Source organism: Acinetobacter sp. V104_13 (assembly GCF_031798995.1).
In the GTDB taxonomy this organism is placed as follows: Bacteria; Pseudomonadota; Gammaproteobacteria; order Pseudomonadales; family Moraxellaceae; genus Acinetobacter; species Acinetobacter pittii.
In genome coordinates, this window is the sequence record NZ_JAVQNP010000027.1 from 359,058 (window position 1) to 376,962 (window position 17,905).

Annotated in this window: 17 protein-coding genes and 1 tRNA gene; 10 read left to right on the top strand and 8 right to left on the bottom strand. The window is 34.7% G+C overall.

Going from position 1 to position 17,905, the window contains the following annotated elements:
• The first annotated feature begins 67 nt into the window (after positions 1–67).
• The 3 genes from RMB06_RS14485 (at position 68) to RMB06_RS14495 (ending at position 3,356) form a co-directional block, all read left to right on the top strand.
• Positions 68–997 carry a DMT family transporter gene (locus RMB06_RS14485; RefSeq protein WP_311080080.1) on the top strand — a complete coding sequence of 310 codons (930 nt, stop codon included), beginning with the start codon at positions 68–70 and terminating at the stop codon, positions 995–997.
• A 237-nt stretch (positions 998–1,234) separates the two neighbouring features.
• Positions 1,235–1,699: a hypothetical protein gene (locus tag RMB06_RS14490; protein ID WP_014206549.1), complete on the top strand. Its 465-nt coding sequence runs from the start codon at positions 1,235–1,237 to the stop codon at positions 1,697–1,699.
• Positions 1,700–1,940: 241 nt separating this feature from the next.
• Positions 1,941–3,356 (top strand): cytosine permease, encoded by a 1,416-nt coding sequence (locus RMB06_RS14495; RefSeq protein WP_033849803.1) that lies wholly within the window; start codon positions 1,941–1,943, stop codon positions 3,354–3,356.
• A 59-nt stretch (positions 3,357–3,415) separates the two neighbouring features.
• Here the strand turns inward: RMB06_RS14495 and RMB06_RS14500 are convergent, their stop codons facing one another.
• Positions 3,416–3,853, bottom strand: a complete 438-nt coding sequence (locus RMB06_RS14500; RefSeq protein ID WP_311080725.1) for a PACE efflux transporter — start codon at positions 3,851–3,853, stop codon at positions 3,416–3,418.
• Positions 3,854–3,942: 89 nt separating this feature from the next.
• Here RMB06_RS14500 and RMB06_RS14505 point away from each other — a divergent pair, with 89 nt between their 5' ends.
• Positions 3,943–4,827, top strand: coding sequence for a LysR family transcriptional regulator (locus RMB06_RS14505; RefSeq protein ID WP_078220715.1), 885 nt, complete (start codon positions 3,943–3,945; stop codon positions 4,825–4,827).
• 1,101 nt (positions 4,828–5,928) lie between these two features.
• Positions 5,929–6,005 (top strand) — tRNA-Ile (locus RMB06_RS14510).
• Between the two features lie 169 nt (positions 6,006–6,174).
• Here RMB06_RS14510 and RMB06_RS14515 read toward each other — a convergent pair.
• Positions 6,175–7,038 (bottom strand): iron-containing redox enzyme family protein, encoded by an 864-nt coding sequence (locus RMB06_RS14515; RefSeq protein ID WP_311080086.1) that lies wholly within the window; start codon positions 7,036–7,038, stop codon positions 6,175–6,177.
• Between the two features lie 278 nt (positions 7,039–7,316).
• Here RMB06_RS14515 and RMB06_RS14520 point away from each other — a divergent pair, with 278 nt between their 5' ends.
• The 3 genes from RMB06_RS14520 (at position 7,317) to RMB06_RS14530 (ending at position 9,532) form a co-directional block, all read left to right on the top strand.
• On the top strand, positions 7,317–7,889 hold the full coding sequence (locus RMB06_RS14520; protein ID WP_005069654.1) for a TetR/AcrR family transcriptional regulator: 573 nt from the start codon (positions 7,317–7,319) through the stop codon (positions 7,887–7,889).
• A 186-nt stretch (positions 7,890–8,075) separates the two neighbouring features.
• Positions 8,076–8,621, top strand: a complete 546-nt coding sequence (locus RMB06_RS14525) for a 1-acyl-sn-glycerol-3-phosphate acyltransferase (RefSeq protein ID WP_141316714.1) — start codon at positions 8,076–8,078, stop codon at positions 8,619–8,621.
• A 161-nt stretch (positions 8,622–8,782) separates the two neighbouring features.
• Positions 8,783–9,532, top strand: a complete 750-nt coding sequence (locus tag RMB06_RS14530) for a YebC/PmpR family DNA-binding transcriptional regulator (RefSeq protein WP_002114471.1) — start codon at positions 8,783–8,785, stop codon at positions 9,530–9,532.
• Positions 9,533–9,577: 45 nt separating this feature from the next.
• Here the strand turns inward: RMB06_RS14530 and RMB06_RS14535 are convergent, their stop codons facing one another.
• Positions 9,578–10,048, bottom strand: a complete 471-nt coding sequence (locus tag RMB06_RS14535; RefSeq protein WP_002050132.1) for an Lrp/AsnC family transcriptional regulator — start codon at positions 10,046–10,048, stop codon at positions 9,578–9,580.
• Positions 10,049–10,393: 345 nt separating this feature from the next.
• On the opposite strand from RMB06_RS14535, the gene RMB06_RS14540 reads away from it, so the two are divergent.
• Positions 10,394–11,707: a DcaP family trimeric outer membrane transporter gene (locus RMB06_RS14540; protein ID WP_311080088.1), complete on the top strand. Its 1,314-nt coding sequence runs from the start codon at positions 10,394–10,396 to the stop codon at positions 11,705–11,707.
• Between the two features lie 51 nt (positions 11,708–11,758).
• Here RMB06_RS14540 and RMB06_RS14545 read toward each other — a convergent pair whose 3' ends face one another.
• The 5 genes from RMB06_RS14545 to RMB06_RS14565 all read right to left on the bottom strand — a co-directional run bounded on the left by RMB06_RS14545 (position 11,759) and on the right by RMB06_RS14565 (position 16,324).
• Positions 11,759–12,502 (bottom strand): amino acid ABC transporter ATP-binding protein, encoded by a 744-nt coding sequence (locus tag RMB06_RS14545; RefSeq protein ID WP_002114298.1) that lies wholly within the window; start codon positions 12,500–12,502, stop codon positions 11,759–11,761.
• 13 nt (positions 12,503–12,515) lie between these two features.
• Positions 12,516–13,193 carry an amino acid ABC transporter permease gene (locus tag RMB06_RS14550; protein ID WP_002114551.1) on the bottom strand — a complete coding sequence of 226 codons (678 nt, stop codon included), beginning with the start codon at positions 13,191–13,193 and terminating at the stop codon, positions 12,516–12,518.
• Between the two features lie 2 nt (positions 13,194–13,195).
• Complete coding sequence (locus tag RMB06_RS14555; RefSeq protein ID WP_002114400.1) at positions 13,196–14,038, bottom strand: amino acid ABC transporter permease; 843 nt, start codon at positions 14,036–14,038, stop codon at positions 13,196–13,198.
• Between the two features lie 94 nt (positions 14,039–14,132).
• Positions 14,133–15,026, bottom strand: coding sequence for an amino acid ABC transporter substrate-binding protein (locus RMB06_RS14560; protein WP_068531233.1), 894 nt, complete (start codon positions 15,024–15,026; stop codon positions 14,133–14,135).
• A 533-nt stretch (positions 15,027–15,559) separates the two neighbouring features.
• Positions 15,560–16,324: a glutathione S-transferase family protein gene (locus RMB06_RS14565; protein WP_086394089.1), complete on the bottom strand. Its 765-nt coding sequence runs from the start codon at positions 16,322–16,324 to the stop codon at positions 15,560–15,562.
• A 344-nt stretch (positions 16,325–16,668) separates the two neighbouring features.
• Between RMB06_RS14565 and RMB06_RS14570 the strand changes: the two genes are divergently transcribed.
• Positions 16,669–17,904, top strand: coding sequence for an SfnB family sulfur acquisition oxidoreductase (locus RMB06_RS14570; RefSeq protein ID WP_311080091.1), 1,236 nt, complete (start codon positions 16,669–16,671; stop codon positions 17,902–17,904).
• Position 17,905: the final 1 nt, after the last annotated feature.

Consider the following 17,905-nt stretch of genomic DNA (forward strand, 5'->3'; position numbering starts at 1 on the left):
TTAATATGGAATTGTACACCTTTATAGATTTGTCGAGAATAAAACCTTTCTTAATGGGAGCCTGTCCATGAACAGAACGGTGGCTTATGCCTATGCTGGTGTTGTCTTAACGATGTTTTTTTGGGGATCAGCATTTAATGCAATGTCTTATATTATTCAACATATGCCCCCGTTATCTGCTGCGTCTGAACGTTTTTTTATTGCAAGTCTAGGCTTACTCTTAATCTTTTCAATAACAGGCCAGCTTAGATGGGCAACCTTAAGACAGAATCTAGTAATCTATTTGATTATTGGTATTATCGGAATTGCGGGTTTCAACATCGGCTGTTTTTATGGACTTCAAACCACATCAGCTGTTAACGGTGCTTTGATTATGGCAACCACGCCATTAATGACTCTATTAATGACAATCCTTTTAGATGGTGAAAAACTTACTACGAATAAATTCTTAGGCGTTTTATTTGGCTTAAGTGGCGTGTTACTGGTGATTAGTCAGGGACATATAACGACTTTGCTGCACCTCAAAATAGACATTGGAGATCTATTTATATTATTGGGCGCATTTGGATTTTGTCTTGCAAATGTACTGTCTCGCCGTTATGTAAAAAATGCTACTCCCTTAGAAACAACAACTTTTTCTATGTTGTTCGGGGCAATAACACTTGGTTTGTTGAGTGTGATATTTGAAGATCCTCTTACAGCAATTGCATCTGCACCTTTAAATGCACATTTAGCCATGGGATATGTTGTTATCTGCTCTACCATGATTGCTTATTTATTCTGGTTTAATGGTATACAAAAGTTAGGTGCTGGTCGTGCTTCTGTCTTTTTTAACTTTGTGCCAGTGTTCAGTATGATAATTGCTCTACTTACTGGACAAGCCCTCAATATCTGGCAGTTAGTAGGAACAGTTTTAGTGATGCTTGGTGTAATGAGTAGCGGAGGTTTTTTTAAAATTAAAAGCACTCCACTTATGGCAAAACATTGTACAAAATAAGAAATATGCTGCTACATTAAAAATCTATTCTTAATATGTAGCAGCATTTCAAATATATAAATTATTCCTCAACAATTTCTTTAAATTCTTATATTTTCAAAATATTTTTTTACAATTGTGATGGTTTATACAAAAGCTCATCTTAATTATTCCGTTGTAACAAATACTGTATGTTTCTTTAAAACTTAATAAAAGATTGCCATATATAGTTTTAAAACAACCAAAGGAGATATTAAAATGAAGCTGGATTTTACAACAATTGAAAAGCAAGCCAAATTGCTACAAGAAGAGCAAGAAAAGATCGAGCAACGAGATCATGAATTTCAAGTTGCCTTAGATAAACACAGAGAATCCCTTAAGAATTTATTTAAAGATCTTTTCTCTGACAGAGAAATTAAGACAGAAAATGGAGGCCACTTCTGTGTAACCTTCGGAGATTTCAAAATTTCCTTATTGATTGAAACTGCTAAATTTGAAAATGGCGTTCCTGTAAAATTAAACTCCGTAAATCCTGTTATTATTAAATGCAAGAAAGATAAGCCTATTGCAAAAGCACAGTTTACAGATGCAACCCAATATCTAGATAACCATTTAGACACTCCAAATTATCAGTATTATTTTAAGCAAGAAGATAAGACCCAACTGGTACAATTTTCTGAACTTCCCACTTATTTCCAACTAGTTTTAGACGCAAATGCATAAAATCGAGCCCTCTGTAGAGGGCTTTTTCATATATTATTTTTTTATCATTTAACTTTTAAAAAATAAAATCAGTCAAATACTTTTTCTATTTATCTATGAATTATTTAACTCAATTTTAACGTCCAATACTTCAAAAATATTTGATTCTTCTTAAATTTACTTGTATATACATGATTATATTTGCTTATACAAATATGAATAAATAAGAATAGGATGGCTCTTAAAGGATAAGGAGAGTGAAATGGACTCATCGGCTGGTAAACCTAATAGTAGTTTTATAGAAAACCGAAGCATCGACTTTATTCCTGAAAATGAAAGACATGGCGGAGTATTTGCTCAATTTACCCTATGGTTTGGTGCCAACTTACAAATCACAGCCATTGTGACTGGCGCGCTAGCCGTTGTGTTAGGCGGAGATGTTTTTTGGTCTATTATCGGCTTATTAGTAGGACAATGTTTTGGTGCTGCCGTCATGGCACTGCATGCTGCCCAAGGTCCTAAACTTGGCCTCCCTCAAATGATTTCAAGTCGTGTGCAATTTGGGGTTTATGGCGCGTGCATTCCAATCATACTTGTTTGCCTTATGTATATTGGTTTTACCGCAACTGGAGAGGTATTAGCGGGTAAAGCAATTGCACATTTGGCACATGTCAGCAACACAACTGGTATCTTAATTTATGCAAGTTTAATCATTTTATTCGCAACGATTGGATATCGTTTAATCCATTTGGTAGGCAAAGTAGCCAGTATTATTGGTTTGATTGCTTTTGTGATTATTTTGACTCAGATCTTCGCACTTTCTGATTTTTCTGAACTCTTAGCAGTACGTCATTTCAGCTGGTCTTCATTCTTGTTAGCAGTTTCCCTTTCTGCTTCTTGGCAAATCTCTTTTGGTCCCTATGTTGCAGATTATTCTCGATATCTTCCAACTAAAACATCTTCATCTCGTGTTTTTTGGGCTGTCGGCTTAGGTTCTTTAATTGGCTCACAAATTTCTATGAGCTTAGGCGTTTTAATCGCTCAGGTTGCGAACGGCAATTTTGTAGGAAATGAAGTTCAATATGTTGTTGGTATGAACCCAATTGCCCTCGTCGTGATCTTTCTATATTTTAGTATCGCTTTTGGGAAAGTTACTCTAACGACCTTAAATGCCTATGGCAGTTTTATGTGTATTGCTACGATTTGGAATAGTTTCAAATCGACAAATCAAATCTCAAAAATAACAAGATTACTGATTGTCCTTGCTATGGTTGTAGTCTCAACCTTTATTGCAATTATAGGTGAACATACTTTTTTAAGCGCCTTTAAAGCATTTATTTTGTTTTTACTCACCTTTTTTATTCCGTGGAGTGCCATTAATCTTGTTGATTACTACTTTATCTCTAAAGAAGAATGTGATGTAGATGCACTCTATGATCCAAATGGTAAGTATGGCCGTTGGAATCGGATTGGAATTACCTGCTACTTTCTAGGTATTTTGATTCAACTACCATTTATTGATAGTAAATTCTATACGGGTCAAATTGCGGCAATGTTAGGAGGAATCGATTTATCGTGGCTTGTAGGACTTATCTCTACTGCATTGATTTACTACATTTTCGCCAAGAAAGCTCAACTCAAGTTTTCAAAACAATTAGTGATTGATCAAATTAAATAATTGAACTTAATAAGCTATCAAAGTTAATCACCTTGATAGCTTATAAAATAATTTTACGGTTATTCTGCTAGCGCTTTAGCCTGTGCCGAAATAGGCAATCCAAATAACTTATCAAAACTCCAATTAAATATAAAAGTATAGACAGGAATAATGATAATAAAGGCCACATCTAACCAAAAAGCAGCAATCAGGGAAATATCCATCCACCATGAAATAAGCGGAATTAAAAACAGAACCAAAGTAAGCTGGAAACCGATGGCATGTCCAACTCTACGCTTAACTGTACGGATATAACTGCTTTGTTTAGCTTCCCATTTCTCATATAAAATATTGTAGATAAAATTCCAAGTTACAGCGATGGTCGTAATCATGACGGATAAGGGTCCAGTATGTTCAACACTATCACCTGCCAAAATCGCTAACCCTACTGATGAAATAACCATTCCGATTATTTCATAGGAAGAAACATATACAATTCGACGCTTTATACCTTGCATAATCACTAAACTCTGCTTAATTCCTTATATTTTAATTTCAGTCAAAATCATATATAAAGTTAATAGCTTTCAGTTCAGCTGATATCAAAATGAATTTTAACAGTGAAAATATTGAACTTTTCATAACGGTACTCGATACAGGTTCTTTCTCTGCGGCTGCTCGTAAACTAAATCGAGTCCCCTCAGCAGTAAGTATGGCCGTTGCTAATTTAGAAGCAGAATTGGGTTATATATTATTTGAACGAACTCCTAGAAAGGTCATTCCTACCGCTACAGCATTAGCCTTGGAACCTCAAGCACGGATCATTTCTGAACAACTTAGGCTATTTAGCACTCATGCACATGAACTTTCTTTAGGACTTGAAAGTAAATTGCGTATTGGCGTTGTTTCCGATGTAAATACAAAATTATTATTCCATTCAATAAAGAAACTAGCCGATAAATTCCCTTTACTAAACATAGAAGTTATTACTGCTCCCCAAGACGACATTGTTAATTTACTTTATACGGAGCAAATCAGTCTTTGCTTAGCGGGTTCAGACCTCAATATAAAAATGCGCGAGAATCTACAATTGGTAATGACTGAAACAGTGGCGGCTACGATTTCTTCTAACCACGCTCTACTACAAGATAAAACAAAGCAATTTTCTATAGAGGAATTAATTAATATTAGACAAATTGTTGTGGCGAGTAGTGAACATGAAATGAAAGATCCCCGTTCAATTATTGGTGCAATGTACTGGAAAACCAATAGTCTACAAACAGCAATTAATATGGTTGAAGCTGGACTTGGTTGGGGAAATTTTCCGTTATCACTAGTACAAGATAAAATTGATCAAGGTCACTTAGTCCTTTTAGATTTTAAAAATACGAAAAATCATCTACCTCTATCTATTTATTTAATTTGGCTCCAAGACCGACCTTTACCTAAAGCAGCTAGAGAGTTAATTCAAATTATTCAAGAAAATTTATAGGCTAGTTCTGAAAGTCTAAGGATTTTTATAGTTTTAATTCTTGTTAAATCTAGTTTATTTAAAGCTTAAGTTTATTACTCTGTACTCTATATCTAAATACTACTAAAAACAAAAAGCCTACTTAGAAAGTAGGCCTGTTGCTGTATTTCAGGATTAAGCAATAATATTTTATTTTGTAAAAAATACACTTATACTTTATTAAAAACAAGTGTTTTAGTCAAGAATAAAATTTATAAGATACAAACACTTACACTATTGTGAAAACAATCACAATTTATGTTTTATATAGAAAATACTTTAGAGAAGGAAAGATAGTTTAATGATAAAAATTTCTATTACCGCCCTTAACAGCTTTTTTAGAAAAACACAAAAAACACCTTAAGAAAAATTATTATATTTTAATTAAATTTATTTGCATCAAAAAATATTGAATCCCTTTATTTGTTACTTTTATGTTTCATTATTAAAGTTGCTAACTTTATATCTCAGTGTTTACTTTTTAAGTTGAGTTTAAATTTCGACCTACTCTAAAAATTAATGATGCTATTTTCTAAAGTCATTTAGCCCTAATAGTCTATGTTCTTTACTATATAGACTAGAACTTATTAAGAGAATTATTTCAACTATTATTTTTCGAAAGATATAATTAAAAGACGATTTGTTATACCTAAAGTTTAATTACAATATGAAAATATATAAACTTTTATATAGTATTTTTAATCTCTATTTATATTATCTTAAATAAGTTTTTCTAATTCTATATTTTCACAATACTCAAACAGCACATCCACACTTCCTGCTTATATTTTAAACAAAATTTATTTTATATAAATTAATGTCTCAAACTACAAATACAATTAAGTCATCGTCACAATAGATTGTTGGAATAAATTCTAATTGATCGATAAATAACTTCTCCCACTTTACTCTTGAACTACACATAAGCTAGAATCACTATCGCTTGAAATATTAGCCAATATGACACAATATTTTTGGGTTTAGTTTGCGTCTACTTCAGAAAATGACTTGTGTTTAATTAAAAAATTGATTAGTATTGCACGCACTGAAAAGCATTGAGATTAAAAGCTTTTCTGACTTATAGGGCCTATAGCTCAGTTGGTTAGAGCAGCGGACTCATAATCCGTTGGTCCACAGTTCAAGTCTGTGTGGGCCCACCAAATACCGAACCTCATAAACAAAAAGTTTATGGGGTTTTTTAATATATATCCAAATAGAATATGCTTTACTCTTATAAAAAATACTCAAAATTTAAATTTATTTTATCCCTAAATTTTAGATGTTTTAAAATACACTTACGTTCCATACTAAATATCCATCTTTCATCTATTAAGCTAAGATTTGCTTTCGCATGGGCTCAGAATTCTCTAATTGTGTATCCCAAAACTTTTCCCATAAATCACAATACTCTAAGCATAATTTTTCAATATAGCTATAGTCTTCTTCTGTACAAGCTTGCATCAAGACATACCATAAGTCTTCCTCATGATCGTCATCTGCTGCTTCGGCACTTTCATCTTCAGAGATACCATGTACATGATAATAACCACCACCCTCCACATCTAGCCCAACTGCTTTAGTTGCTCTACGTAAAGGTGGACTATATAGAATGACTTCTTCTTCTGCGACTGCTAACAAGGCAGAAACAGCTTTATAGTCATCATAAGCATTTTCTAAAAATACTCTCACCTGATCTGCAATTTCAGTCGGATGATAAGTTAGGCGATCATGTTCTGTAATACCAAAATCATTCAATATATCTTCAAATAAAGGATAATGAGCATATTCAGGATTTCCCTGATAGTAGCCATCTTTATCCAATCCTGGCCGAAATCCAAATTCATCAAAAATATTTAAACTTAAAAGAAAACGCGGGAACATTTTTGCACCGGCATGCAATCTCGGCTCTAATTGTTTAGTTTGAAATTGGGCCATGAGCAATGCATCAGTAAAAGTTTGCACAATTGCATGGCGATACTCTAAATGAATTTTTTTTAAATCTTCTTTATTAATTTCGCCATTATTTAAAGTATCGATTGCAGGATGATGAGATACAGGATGTTTCGCAATCTTTGCTCTTAATCGGGTCAAAAAGTTTGAATTTTTTTCCCATAGTTCAGCTGAAATGCTCTGTTTCATCCCTGCGAGTGCTTTCTTTCTAGGATTATTAAAATTCTCAAATTTCTTAGGCATATCCGCTCTCATTAAACTTATTGAAGCATGATCGATTTTTACATATTTTATTATAAAAACAATGACTTAAATTAATATTTAAATATGTTCCTTCATTGATTAATATTAGAATTAAAATCGTACGAAATCAAATAAAAAATTTTAAAAAAATCCAATTAATGATAATCATTATCACAATCTCAACTTGAATCAAAATCAGTTTTTTATTATCATAATTTGTATTAAAAATTTAATATTTTAGATTAAGTTATAATTAGTTTTAACTATATGGAATAGTAATGTCAAAAAAAGAAGATATTATAAATACTGCTTTAAATTTATTTAATCAGATTGGGTACAATGCTACTGGTGTTGACCGTATTATTGCTGAATCAAATGTTGCAAAAATGACTTTTTATAAATATTTTCCGTCAAAGGAAAATTTAATTATGGAATGCTTGCAACATCGAAACATAAATATTCAAAACTCAATCAATGAACAATTAAGTTTACATCAAGATGCTAGTCCTCTTGAGAAAATTCATATTATTTTTAATTGGTATATTGAATGGATCAATAGCGAAACATTTAATGGCTGTTTATTTAAAAAGGCATTTATTGAAGTATCTAAACAATATACTTCAATTCGTGAACCATTTTATGAATATACAAAATGGTTGACTAATCTATTACATGAAAAGCTTAATCAATTAGGTATAGAAAATCCAACACCCCTTGTTCATATCATTATTTCTATTATTGATGGGATGATTATTGATGGAACGACAGATAAAAACCTTATTAACCCTGAAAAAATTTGGAAATATATTGAATATTTAATTAATGAAGAGATACCACAGCCAGTATCTTAATTTTAAAATTATCTAGGTTTATTACTTTCAGACGAAGTTTGAGAAAAATAAAAAAAGAACTTTTAAAGTATTTTAGAACTTAGATAATCCTTAACTTTTATGCTCTACTTTAGCTTTCATAATTTTTCTAGGCTTTTTTACAAACTCATATTAGAATCCTGAAAATTTATCAATTTGCACTGATGTATGAAAAAATTTCTAGGTAACTCTATCTTTAAAGCCGTTGGTTGGACCTACAATGTAGACCCACAAATTCTTGAGAAAAAACAAGTTATTATTGGCTTTGAACATACCTCAAATCTAGATGCAGTGCTCTCGATTGCCCTCTTCCAAATGTTAGACATCAAAATTCATACTTTAATAAAGAAAGAACTTTTCAAAGGCCCACTTAAGCCAATTTTAGAAAAATTGGGTGGCATTCCTGTTGATCGTAAAGCAAATAAAGATATCGTTTCGCAAATGGTTGAACAATTTCAAACCCATGAAACTTTTAACTTAGTGATTGCTCCAGAAGCTACACGTGCTAAAGATGGCTCTGAACGTAAGCCTATCCGTACAGGTTTTTGGCATATTGCAAAAGCAGCCAATGTTCCTATTGTTTTAATGTATGCCAATGCTCGAAGTAAACAAGGTGGAATTTTAGGTAAAATTTACCCGACTGATTTACAAAAAGACTTGGAAACCATTAAAGAGCTGTACGCTCAATTTGGTATAGATGTAAAAATTAACTAAATCAAATTGGACTTGATTTGACCTAATCTCAATCATTAGGTCTTAAGCTTATTGTTCTTATTCAATTGGCTAACAAAACGCAGGGCAACAGTTTTCAACAAAACCAAGCCTATGCTAATATTCCAGCACTTTTGCATTTTCTTTTTTTGGAGTTCACGTCCATGGCGGGTCATTCTAAATGGGCCAATATTAAGCATCGTAAAGCTAAACAAGATGCAAGTCGCGGTAAGGTTTTTACTAAATATATTCGTGAAATTGTGACTGCTGCCAAACTTGGTGGTGGAGATCCTGCTAGCAACCCTCGTCTGCGTGCAGTAGTTGAAAAAGCTCTCTCAGTTAATATGACACGTGACACCATTAACCGTGCTATCCAACGTGGTGCTGGTGGTGAAGATAATGATGATCTAAAAGAAGTAACTTATGAAGGTTATGGTGTTGGCGGGGTTGCTGTTCTTGTTGAAACAATGACAGATAACTTAAACCGTACAGTACCAGACGTACGTCACTGTTTTAGTAAAACAAATGGTAACTTAGGAACTGCAGGTTCTGTATCTTATCTATTTACTAAACGTGGTGAGATTACTTTTGAAGATGTTTCTTTAGAAGATAAAATCATGGAAGTTGCTTTAGAAGCTGGTGCTGAAGATATTGAAGTTTCAGAAGATGAAATTTTGGTAATCACTTCACCAGAAACTTTCGGTGAAGTGCAAGACGCCCTTACTGCTGCTGGTTTAAAATCTGATAACGCAGAAGTTGTGATGAGTCCATCTACAAAAGCTGAAATTACAGATGTTGACCAAGCAAAACAAATTCTTAAAATGATTGATATGTTTGAAGATCTTGACGATGTACAAAACGTTTATACTAACGTTGAATTCTCGGATGAGGTTTTGGCTCAACTTGATGCTTAAATCAAACATTTGAATCAAAGAAAACGCACCATTTGGTGCGTTTTTTTATAGCTTGTTGAGCAAGTTATAGCAATTAAATACATTATATTCTTTAATGACAAAGCTAGAATGCAAAGCAACTACATTGTCGATTTTTCCAATACGTCTTAATAAAATTTCACTGTAGTCATCCATGTTGCGTGCTACAAGCTCTAAAATAAAATCAGCACTCTGACCCGTTACCAAGAATGCATTAGTTACTTCTGGAATTGCTTCTATTTCAGACAGAAACTTATCAAATGTTTCACTATCATGTTTACTCAATGAAACTTGCAATAAAATATGTAAAGTAAAACCAAGCTTACTAAAATTAATTTCCCTTTTGAGCTGTCCCATGATGTTGGCTTCAATCAGGTGCTTAATACGGCGATGCACAGAACTGACTGACAGATTGATCCGTTCTGAAAGTTCATTCAAATTTAAGTCTTCATGAGACAAAATTTCTAGAATTTGTTTATCAAAACGATCTAACTCCACTCTTATCTCCAGCCAGAATTTCACAGTGAAGACAGTATAACCCTATACCACTACCTCTGCATTGAAAATACAAAGGTTTATGGCCAACAAAACCATATTTCTTCTATAGAGCTTAAGTCTTTTATGCCTTTTAAACGTGCAAGTACTGTCATGTGCGGTTCATTTTAGAGAGTCAGCTTTATGCTTAAATCTGATTTATCGATGCAAAATTCTTATTCTCACTACCATTTGAGGCTAAAAAGGAAGTAATCATCAAAATTTGACTATTTTTCAAGTTTCTTAAAGTTGGCATCATTTTTGTTATGTATTTGCAGGAAAATTTTTATCCATGTCGGGGGAGTTCCTGTGAATAAGATCAAAACACTAGTGTTAGCAATGAGTTCTTTAGGTGCAATGAGCGTGACGATGCCTGTGCATGCCGCTACAGATGCTGAAGTTAACGCCTTACGTGATGAAGTAAAGGAGTTAAAACAACTCGTCCAGAAACTATCTGATCAACAAAAAACAGCTTTAACTGTCATTGCTCCAGCAACAATTCCCGCAGCACCTACCACCCCTACACCCCCTGCATCAAAACCAGGTTGGATAGCTATGGCCGATGGGCAAACTCAAGTCAAGCTTTATGGTAGTGTTCGCGCAGATGCAACCTATGACTTTAAAGGTTCAAATGGCAGTATTTCAAATGGTGCCAATTATCCACTGAATAAAGATGATCCAAAACAAGACTCACTAAATGTATCTGCAGCAACTTCACGAATTGGCTTAGATATTACTCGTCCAACTCAATATGGAGATTTAACAGGTAAAATTGAAGCCGATTTCATGGGTGGCAATGGAGATAATGGCAATGGTACTTTCCGTGTTCGTCATGCCTATATGTCTTTAGGAAAATGGTTAGCTGGTCAAACGACATCACCTTTTGTAAACACAGATACATCACCAGAAACAGTAGATTTTAATGGCGCTATCGGTACAGGTACTACACGTACAGTACAGGTCCGTTACACCCAACCAATTAATGCACAACAGAAAATATTAGTTGCCTTAGAGGGTGGCGATGTTGAAAAAGCTGGTAATGCTGCCGGTGGAAGCCGTTTTCCTGCTTTAACAGCACGATATGATTTCAAAACTACGGATAACAAAGGCCTATTACAGTTACATGGTCTTGCCCATGAAAACCGTGTGGCTCCAAAAGATAGTACTTCTGAAGAGAAATTTGGCTGGGGTGTAGGCGTTGGTGGTAAATATGATTTAACGCCTCAAGATAGCGTGGTTGCTAATTACTATCATGTTAAAGGCGATGGCCGTTATTTACTTTATAGCAATTCGGCTTATAACTATGACACAGCAACACAAGATATTAATTTAGGAGAATTTGATAGCGCAGTAATTGGATATCAACGTAAATGGAGCCCTATTCTGCGTTCTACTTTTGCTGTAGGTGGTATTCAATACAAAGATGATAATGTCTATGCAAATAGCAATTTAACCAATACTAGCTATAACAAAGAAATTTATAACGCTTTAGTCAATTTAATCTGGAACCCAACTAAAAATATTGATTTAGGAGCCGAATATACTTACGGTCAACGTGAAACTTTTGCAGGTGACAAGGGTGATTATTCACGTATCAACCTGCTAGCAAAGTATAGCTTCTAAAAATTAGATATAAAAAAAGAGCCTTTAATGGCTCTTTTTTTATTAGGGTTATTAGTGCATCGCCTGAATTTTTTCTAAGAAAAGTTTAGCACGCTCATGACGAGCTTCTAAATTATCAAAGAATTCATGGGTTGGGCAGTCTTCTAAAATTTTACCTTCATCCATAAAAATTAAACGGTTAGATACTCTTTTAGCAAAGCCCATTTCATGAGTAACACACATCATGGTCATGCCTTCATGTGCGAGCTGCACCATAACTTCAAGAACCTCACCGACCATTTCAGGATCAAGTGCAGAAGTTGGTTCATCAAACAACATACAGATTGGGTCCATAGACAAGCCACGTGCAATCGCTACACGTTGCTGCTGACCACCCGATAACTGCCCTGGAAATTTATCTTTATGAGCAAGTAAGCCTACACGCTCTAAATATTTCAAACCTTTTGCACGAGCATCTGCAACTGAACGCTTTAACACTTTAACTTGAGCAATGGTTAAATTTTCCAAAACAGTCATGTGCGGAAAAAGTTCAAAGTGTTGAAAGACCATTCCCACTCGTGAACGGAATTTAGCAAGATCTGTTTTTGGATCTTTAAGTGAAATTCCATCAACAATAATGTCACCTTGTTGAAATGGTTCCAAAGCATTTACTGTTTTGATGAGTGTTGATTTTCCCGAACCAGATGGTCCGCAAACAACAACGACATCACCTTTTTCAATACTCGTCGTGCAATCTGTTAAAACTTGAAAATCACCATACCATTTAGAGATATGTTGGATGTCTATCATTGGCATTTAAAATCTCCAATTAGCGAATGATGGCAATTTTTTGCTGTAAGCGTTTGACTAAATGCGACAGCACAAACGAACTACAGAAATACACTACAGCGACGATTAAATAGAATGTTGCTTTTGTTTCAGGTCCATAAGTATTAGCCAATGTATCTGCACGGCCTAAAAAGTCTGGTGCACTAATCACATAAACTAAAGAGATGTCCTGAAATAGAATGATTGTTTGAGTTAACAATACTGGGAGCATATTACGGAAGGCTTGAGGTAATACCACGTAGCGCATTGATTGACCGTAGGTAAAACCTAGCGCATAGCCTGCATGTACCTGACCTTTTGAAATAGACTGAATTCCAGAACGTACAATTTCCGAGAAAAAAGCTGCTTCAAAAATGGCAAAAGTTACAACACTCGAAAACAACGGTCCCCAATAAGTATCAGATTGAAACTCAAATACTTTCGGCAACAAAAAATAGAAGATAAAGATCACCTGAATCAGTGGAATACCACGAAACAGATCAACATAAAATTTTGCAAAATTACTTGCGATGGCATTACTAGATAAACGCATCATTGCCAATGGGGTTCCAATTAGGATACCGCCCATCATTGCTAATACCGTTACGGTAAGCGTAAAAATGAAACCTTCTTTGAGTGCCGCGATCACATCAGGGTTTTGTAATAAAGAAAAATCCATGATTACTTCCCTCCTGAACCTAAGCCAGGTACAGCCATTCGTTTCTCAATCCATGCCATCACAAACTTAATGCTATAAGTGATAATCAAATAAACAGGCGTAGAGAGAATAAGAATGATAATGTCCTGAGAAGTTTCTTCACGCATGGTTTTCGTGTAAGCAAAGAAATTCAACACACTCAACGCATATAAAACAGCTGAGTTTTTAAAAACGTTCATTGCTTCAGATGTAATCGTTGGCCATACGGTACGATATGCAACCGGTAAAATGACATAACGATAGCTTTGTGCAGTAGTAAAACCCATAGCGGAAGCTGCGAACTTCTGTCCACGAGAAACGGTATTAATTCCGGCACGTATGTGCTCAGATACACGTGCAGCCGTGTAGAGACCTAATGCAAAAACACCAATAACCGCCGGTTGCTGATTTAAAATATTTTTCCACCAACCACCAGCAACTACATCCCCACTACCTGCACTTAAGCTATCCGGTAAAAACTCGGGAAAAACAAAAGCCCAGAAGAATAGTTGCACAATAAGTGGAATATTACGGAAAATTTCAACGTAACAATTGCCGATAAATGCGAGAGGTTTGTTGGGTAATGTACGAATTACCCCTAGGAGAGAACCTAATAAAAATGCGATAAGAAAGGCTATAATAGCTGTCCAAACCATAGTGAACACGCCTGAACCTAACATTTGTAACCATGTGGGTGCCTCAGCATAAGCATTGTAGCTTGAGCTACCAATAGCTTTACAAACTGATTCTGCCCATGCGGCTTTATCGACACCATATTCATTAGACTCCGCACAGAATATAGTCCAGTTTAGCGAGCCGACTGACATGTTTGCCCCTTAAATTAATATCTTTAGAAAATAGACCACTTGTGCAAATGAATCTTTACACTTACACAAGTAAATTTAGGACAAAAAGATCCAGTTAGATTCCTGCATCTGTTGGGTTAGCTTTTAATTTCTTATAAGATGAACTTTGTTGCATGTTCAAATTTGTGTTTTTTGGTGGAATTGGAGATAAGAACCACTTCTTATATAAAGTGTCCATTTTACCAGTTTTCCACAAGTTATTTACAGTACGGTCTGCAATCGCTTTAAATTTTGGATCATCTTTAGCAAGCATAATTCCATAAGGTTCAGATGAAAGTACCGGACCTACAATTGCGAAAGCTTTAGGTGTAGAAGACTTCGCAATCAAGCCTGCTAAAATATTATCATCCATTACAAATGCAGCAGCACGGCCAGATGCCATCATGGCAAAAGAGTCAGCATGATCTTTACCATAAATATTTTGAACATTAACTGCCTGACCTTTTTCATTCATCTTGATGTATTTGTCAGATGTAGTGCCTTGAGTAGTAACAACTGCTTTACCATTTAAGTCCGCCAAACTCTTAATGCCAGAGTTTGCTTTAACAGCCATGCGCACTTCTGTTGCATAGTAGTTAGTTGAGAAACCAACTTGTTGCTGACGTTGTTTAGAGTTTGTAGTGGTACCACATTCCATATCGATATTGCCTGCCAAAAGCTCAGGAATACGTGTTGATGAAGTTACTGCCTTGTACTCAACTTTTAAGCCAGGCATTTTCAATTCTTTTTTAATGTCATTTGCAAACTGGTTACAGATATCGACTGCATAACCTACTGGTTTACCTGCAACAACATATGAAATTGGATCTGAGGATTCTCGATGACCAATTACGATTTTTCCGGTACTTTTAATTTTAGCTAATGTATCTGCTGCTTGAATTTGAGAAGTAGCGCCAACCGTACAAAGCATAACTGTTGAAATAATGAGAGAGGTTGCAGAACGTTTCATAAGAACTCCTTGATGATCATTCTCTCTATTTATCTATAGAATCATTCATATAGAGCAATAGAGTGATTTTTTATTAAATTGCAATTATCGAGCCAACTTTTCCAAGTCGGACCCATCCATTTGCTTCACTTATTCTATTCAATCTGTTTTGCAGAATTAATACCTTTAAAACTGCTCACATGTTTCTACTTTAATCTATGTTTTAATCTTCTGTCTATTATTAAGCTCATCTATTTACACTTAAATGTGGCAATTATTGATTACATTGTAAACACATGCACAATAAAGTGGCTTAACTTTGGCTAAAAATAGTATTTATAAAAATGGTATTTTCCAAAAAATCATAAAAATTAAAGTTATTAGTCATTTAGATAAAATGGAATTTATATTGTAAAAAGTAATTTTGGCATCAAAATAATATAAACAAATGGCTTAATAAAAATCATTTAGAAAATTGATAGTAATATCTACATTAATAAAATAACTAGCAAAGATAAAAATAAGCCCCGATTTTCTCAGGGCATTTTATAATTTTAAATTCCGCGCCAATCTACTCGCGCATTACGCTCAGTTTGATATATTCTTAAAACATACTGACCTAGAGGTAAATCGAGTAAATTTTGTTGATAGTTATTCCATTCTTCCGAAACACCTTCAGCCTCTTCCCGCTCCCACGGCGTACCCTTTATTTCTAATAAAGGAGCAAGCATAGAACATACAGAAATATCAGCAAGACTTAAGCGATCGCCTACCATATAACGTGCCTGATTTTCGATTAAGCAGTTATTTAGTTCATTTATGAGTTCATCCATACGTTCTTTTGACTGGTTGACCAGCTCTTCTTCAAGTTTATAGTTCTTCTTTACCAGTGTTTTGAGGAATGGCTTCGATATTTTTTCAAACTGACGTAAATAGCCTTGTTCACCCATCATAATTTCTAAAGCATGGTCTCCTTGCGCCAACGTGTGAGCTAGAGCCCAACGACGGACATGAATACCCAGCTCATCAGCCAAGTTATCTATTTTTAATGTTTGCTGCCTTAATTGTTCATCACGACGTAACAGTGAATGCTCCGGATAAGTATCATCCAGATAAAGTGCAATTTTAGTCGATTCAGCAATCCATTGATGGTCATCTTTCAAAATAGGCAGTAAATTTTGGCCTGTTTTGAGTTGTGCAAAAGCACGATGAAAGCCTGGAATTAAGTTATGAGCCACATAATCAAGTTCTTTATGGTCTAACAACCAGCGAGCTTTTTCACAATAATGGGACAAAGGAAACTGATACAAAACCCGCATAAAATCTCCACGTTTATTTTTATTTGACTATTTGTACAAAAATGGTCGTCGGTAAGTAGATACTTTAGAAGCTATTTTTAGTTAAAACAATGGATATTGTGCTCATTTTTCACTGACACTTAAGTCTATTTTTTTATATCTTTTTTTACCGTACTTATTGCTCTTTTTCATATTAAAACCAATTCTATTATTATTTTTCCGCATAACAATTCTAAGATATTGTTTTTTATAATCTTTCAATATCTCTATTTTTTCATTAAAAAGCAAAAAAAATGCTTTGCACTTTATTTCATAAGCTGAGCATAAGTCCTCGTTTAGTGGAAAAATATTTCTTTTGTAAGGTAATGACAGCAATACAAGGTGTCATTATGTCTAATTCTCTATCTAAAACGACAGCATACGTCCAAATCATTCAAAATGATCAACAAGCCATTAATGCTGCTTATCAAGTGGCTGATTATACTTTAGAGGGTCGTAATGCACGTGATCAACAACGCTTATTACCGCATGAGCAAATCGAAAGCTTTAGCCAAAAAGGCCTAGGTGGTATTCGCATTGCGAAAAAATACGGCGGTGCTTTTGTTTCGAATAAAACTTTGGCTCAAGTTTTCCGTATTTTGAGTAAAGGTGATGCGAATGTTGGTCAGATTCCACAAAATCAGATTAGTCTGTTAAACCTGATTGAAATCATGGGTACAGAACAACAAAAACAATTTATCTTTTCAGAAATATTAGCAGGTAAACGTCTTGCCAACGGTGGGCCAGAACGTAATACCCATGATTCAAAAACCTTAAAAACCACTCTTACTGTTGAGAACGGCAAATATATTTTAAACGGCGAAAAGTTTTATTCTACAGGTACGAGCTTTGCGCATTGGCTCGCAATTAAAGCAATTCATCCCGAAGGCCATGTGGTTTTAGTCATTGTTAACCGAGACGCTCAAGGTATTGAAGTCATTAATGACTGGAATGGGTTTGGTCAGCGTACTACAGCGAGCGGTACAGTTAAATTAAATCAAGTTGAAGTTAATCCTGAACTTATTTTTGATGAGCGATTATTGACCCAAACCCCAACCTATCGGGGTGCCTATTCGCAGTTATTACAAGTAGCAATTGATGTCGGCATCGCTGAAGCTGCTTTTGAAGATACTTTATCAACCATACACAAAGCACGTCCAATTATTGATGCAAATGTTGAAAAAGCTAGCTTTGAACATTACACCCTGCAAGAGGTAGGTAAGTTAAATATTTTGCTAGATGCTGCAATTTTATTATTAGATGAAGCTGCTGAATATTTAGATGAACTTGACCAACTTCAAACTGTGACTGATGAGCAAGTAGCTAAAGCTTCAATTTTGGTTGCTGAAGCGAAAGTCTATGCCAATGATGCTGCTCTACAAATCTCTGAAAAATTATTAGAACTAGGCGGTAGTCGTTCAAGCTTAAGCCAACACAATTTAGATCAACATTGGCGAAATGCCCGTGTACATACCTTACACGACCCTGTTCGCTGGAAATTACATGCCATTGGCAATTATTACCTTAATGGTCATTTCCCTGCCCGCCATGCTTGGATTTAAG